Raw genomic sequence first — 4,253 nt, forward strand, 5'->3', positions numbered from 1 at the left:
ACCTCGCCAAGATCGAGCCCTCAAAGGGCTCCATGCGCGGCAAGCTCAAGCGTGCCGGCTGGGACAACCAATTCCTCGCCACCATGCTCGCTCAGTTCACAAATTTCCAAATGCGATAGCCCTGGCGGCGGAAGGTATTGGCCTTGCAGATCATTGAAAAACAATTGAAAATTGATCTTTGGCAACGTATATTGACAGCATGAGGAAGGTCCCGCGCAGACCGCTGACCGTGGCGGAGAAAGTCGAAGCGCGTGTCGCCCGCAGGAAGGGCGACGTGTTTCTGCGCGCGGATTTCGCCGATCTCGGGAGCTATGACCGGATCGGTCTGGTGCTCGGGCAGCTGGTGCGAAAGGGAAGCCTGCTGCGCGTCGGCCAAGGTGTCTACACGCGCGCGGCCCCCTCGATCATCGACGGCAAGCCTGTCCCCGTAAAGGGCATCGGCTCTCTCATGTCGGAGGCGTTGGACCGTCTCGGGATCAAGACGCGCCCCACGCGGCTTGAGCGAGCCTACAACAGCGGACAAACGACCCAGGTCCCGACCGGCCGGCTCATTGGCGTCAACCGTCGGGTACGCCGCAAGCTCGGCTACAACGGCATGACCGTGAGCTTCGAACGTGTTTGATCTGCAGCGCATCCGCCAGGTGGCAGCAGCGCTTCAGACGAGCGAACCATACATCGAGAAGGATTGGCACGTCGTGCGCGCGATCGGCGTGATCGCGTCAGTCAACGTGCCCGGCGTCACGCCGGTTTTCTCCGGCGGCACGTCGCTCGCCGCAGCGTGGCGACTGATCCAGCGCTTTTCGGAAGACATCGACTTCAAGGTGAGGATCGACGCGCCCAATCCGAGCGCGGCGCGCACCCGCCGCGGCAAATTCCGGGAAACCGTTCTGGAAGAGCTCGCAAAAGCCGGGTTCGTTCCCGATGGCGACGTGCTCATCGGCAACATGAGCCGCTTCTTCCGTGCTTCCTTTCACTACGGCGCCCAATTTCCGCCGGCAATGGGCGTTCGGCCTGGCTTGCAAATCGAGATGACGTTCAGCGGCACGCTCCTCGAGCCGCAGTCAAGGCCGGTACAGTCGCTCATGAGCTGGGCGCAGAAATCCGCGCCGGAAGTCCCGGCTCTGCTTTGCGTCGACCCGGTCGAGACCGCCGCCGACAAGATCAGCGCCTTGGCGTGGCGGGCGGCGGTGCGCGACCGCGCCGCCGAGACGGACGATCCTTCCATCGTGCGTCATATCCATGACCTCGCCGCCCTGGCTGCCAGCGCCCAGGAAAGCACCAGGTTCGGCCCGCTCGCCCGGTCTGTCCTGGCGGCCGATGCCAGGCGCACGAAGCGGCCCGACGCCGACGGCCTCGCGCTGCTGCGCGCCATGCTCCCCACGATCGCGGCCGACAGGCTGTGGCAGGTGGAGTACGAGCGGTTCGTCGAGGCGGTCGCATTCGGCGCCGATGCCGAGCGGATCACCTTCGAGCAGGCGATGGCGGCCTGCGCGACGCTCGCCGAGCAGGTGCTATCCTCCTGACGCGCTGCCGGCAGGTTCGCGCTTCAATCGAGAGATCGGGGACAGGACCAATGCGTGAGAGCGGATTCAAGGCGTCAGGCTTTCCATGGCGTCTCTACTGCGGCCGCCAGGCCCTGGAGCAGAACCTCAAGGAAGCCGTGACCCGGGCCGGCGCCAGGCGCGCCTTCGTGATCTGCTCGCCGTCCATCACCCGGCGGACCCAGAGCGTCGACCGCATCGCCGCAACGCTGGGCGATCTCTATGCCGGTGTCTTCGACGGCACCGAGAACGATGCCACCTATGCCTCCGTCTTCGCGGCCAAGGAAGCTGCGGTCGCGGCCGGCGCCGATCTGCTGATCGCGGTCGGCGGCGGCGGCGTGATCATGGCGGCACGGGGTGCGGCGATCTTCATGGCGGAGCCGGACGACCCGTTCCGGATCATGACGCAGTATCCGGAAGGCAAGCCGGCCTACAGCCCGCGCCTGATGGCGGCCAAGCCGCCGATCATCAACGTGCCGATCACGCCGACCAGCGCGATGAACCGGGCGGGAACGGCGCTGAAGAACCCGGATCTCGATCATCGCATGGAGTATTTCGATCCCAAGACGCGGCCGCATTCGATCTTCCTCGACGAGGAAGCCCTGCTCGCCACACCGGCGGAGCTGTTCCGCTCCACGGCGACGACCGTGCTCGCCGGCGTGATCAGCGCGAAAGGACAGCTCGACACCAATCCCCTGGTCGAGGGGGACGACGACCAGGCCTTCAGGCTGGCGTATCGCGCCTATCCGCGGCTGCTCGACGAGCCGGACAACGCCTCGCTGCGCCTCGATCTCTGCATCGCCGCCTTCCTGCAGAACCGCGCCGAGGACGATGCGATGCGCCGCCTGCTGCGGCCGGGACCCTTCTCCGGCAGCTACGCGGTCTCGACGGCGATCCATATCCGCTATCCGCGCATCGGGCAGGGCGAGTCGACGTCCGTCATCCACGACACGCGGATCAGGCTAGCGGAGGCGGTCGACCTGCGCGCCGCACGGCGGGTCGCCGAGGCGCTCGAGGTCTGGCGCGACGGCATGGACGGCCGCGAGGCCGCGCTCGCCGTGGCGGACAGGCTGGAGGCGCTCTACACGCGGCTCGGGATGCCGACGCGCCTGCGCCAGCTCGACATCCCGCGCGAGGACTTCCCGAAGATCGCCGCCGATACGGTGAAGAACTTCAACGCCAATTCAGGCGTCCGCTCGCAGGAGGCCCAGATCGCCGAGGCGCTTCGGCTTCTCGAAGCCGCCTACTGAGCGGGGCGACAGGCGGCCGCTTCGGCTGGAGAACGTGCCGTTGGAGGGATGTGCATCGGCCCTCTTCCCGGCGCAAGCGCTACCTCTTCACTGTCATCCCGAGCGCAGCGAGGGATCTCCTGCGAACAGCGCACCGTGCGCCTGGCCGCAGGAGATCCCTCGCTGCGCTCGGGATGACAGGAGGGGGATATGCACCTCCCCTGCCCCCAAACGCCTACTCGTCCTCGACGTACTCGCGGATCGTGGAGATCTGCTCGATGGTGGCCGTGAGCACCTCGGCATAGGCTTTCTTCTTCTTCTCGATACGGAACTCCGGGCCGACAATCAGCACGCCGTACAGGTCGCCGAAGATCCTGACCGCCTGCGCGATCCCCATGACGTCCGGAGAGCTCTCGCCGATGTTGGTCCAGTAGCCGCGCTTGCGTCCCTCCTCGATGCTGGCTTCAAGCTGCGCACGGTTCCGCAGGGTGCGCCCGGTCAGCCGCGTGTACTTGATCCGGGAGAGGATCCGGTCGCGTTCCTCCTCGTCCATGGCGGCGAGGATCGCCTTGCCCATCGACGAGGCATGCAGCTCGCGGACGTTGCCGACGCCCATGGTGTAGCGGATGGGATTGCTCGATTCGACGACCTCCAGGTAGACGGTGCCCATTCCCTGGATCTTTCCCAGGATCACCGTCTCGCCGGTCTTGTCGCGCAGCGCCTTCAGGAACGGCAGGATGTGCTGGGCGATGGGATCGTGCTGCGCGATCCCTTCGGCGACGATGCCCAGGCGCCGTGTCGGGTAGAACGGGCCCCTGGGGCGCAGGTAGAAGAGAAACCCGCGATCGACCAGGGTACGCACGAGCGAGAAGCACGTGGATGTCGGCAACGAGAGCTCGCGGGCAAGATCCGACACCGTGATGGGCCTCGGCCGACGGGCAAAGCTTTCGAATATGTCCAGCGTGCGGTCGGCCGTCCTGACAGTCATTGTCGTCCCTGACGATTGCGCCTTCTGATCCGGAGAAGACCAGCATTCTCGCCAGACTACAGGGGCATCGTTCTTGCGGAAAGCGCATCATGGCTGTGCAGCGATGGCCGGCTTTGCCACGACGCCATAAAAACTGGCCCGGGCAGCAGGATCAAACGCTGGGGGCACGCGACTCCGTCGCGCGTCTTCGTCCGGGCCAGCACATGACGCGCCACGGAGTGGCGCGCCCCCAGCATGTGTCCGCTCGACCGTGCGCTCTTTCCGCCAGCAGCGAGGGATCTCCCGCGAATGGCGCACTGTGCGTCCCACGCAGGAGATCCCTCGCTGCGCTCGGGATGACGGATGTATCAGTGACCTGCGATTCCCCGCGCTATGCCAGCGCGACGGTGGCGTTGCCTTCGAGCGTGCTCTGGCCGTTCTGGTTGGTGCACTTGACCTCGAGGTCGACCAGCTTCTCGCCGTTCTCCTCGCGCTTGCCGACCACCTTGCCGCTGA

4 protein-coding genes are annotated in these 4,253 nt (G+C 66.0%); 3 read left to right on the forward strand and 1 reads right to left on the reverse strand.

Annotation, left to right across the window (positions count from 1 at the left end):
• The first annotated feature begins 229 nt into the window (after window positions 1-229).
• From FHP25_RS40325 to FHP25_RS40335, 3 genes are read left to right on the forward strand one after another with little or no spacing between them, the layout of a single operon-like run.
• Window positions 230-622, forward strand: a complete 393-nt coding sequence (locus FHP25_RS40325) for a DUF6088 family protein (RefSeq protein ID WP_218579001.1) — start codon at window positions 230-232, stop codon at window positions 620-622.
• Window positions 615-1,523 (forward strand): nucleotidyl transferase AbiEii/AbiGii toxin family protein, encoded by a 909-nt coding sequence (locus FHP25_RS40330; protein WP_147852661.1) that lies wholly within the window; start codon window positions 615-617, stop codon window positions 1,521-1,523. The genes FHP25_RS40325 and FHP25_RS40330 overlap by 8 nt, the downstream gene beginning before the upstream one ends.
• A gap of 50 nt (window positions 1,524-1,573) precedes the next feature.
• Window positions 1,574-2,791, forward strand: a complete 1,218-nt coding sequence (locus FHP25_RS40335) for an iron-containing alcohol dehydrogenase (RefSeq protein WP_147852662.1) — start codon at window positions 1,574-1,576, stop codon at window positions 2,789-2,791.
• A gap of 214 nt (window positions 2,792-3,005) precedes the next feature.
• Here FHP25_RS40335 and FHP25_RS40340 read toward each other — a convergent pair whose 3' ends face one another.
• The gene (locus FHP25_RS40340) at window positions 3,006-3,758 is read right to left on the reverse strand and encodes an IclR family transcriptional regulator (RefSeq protein WP_147852663.1); all 753 of its coding nucleotides are present in this window, start codon (window positions 3,756-3,758) and stop codon (window positions 3,006-3,008) included.
• Window positions 3,759-4,253: the final 495 nt, after the last annotated feature.

Source organism: Vineibacter terrae (assembly GCF_008039615.1).
Lineage (GTDB): Bacteria > Pseudomonadota > Alphaproteobacteria > Reyranellales > Reyranellaceae > Vineibacter > Vineibacter terrae.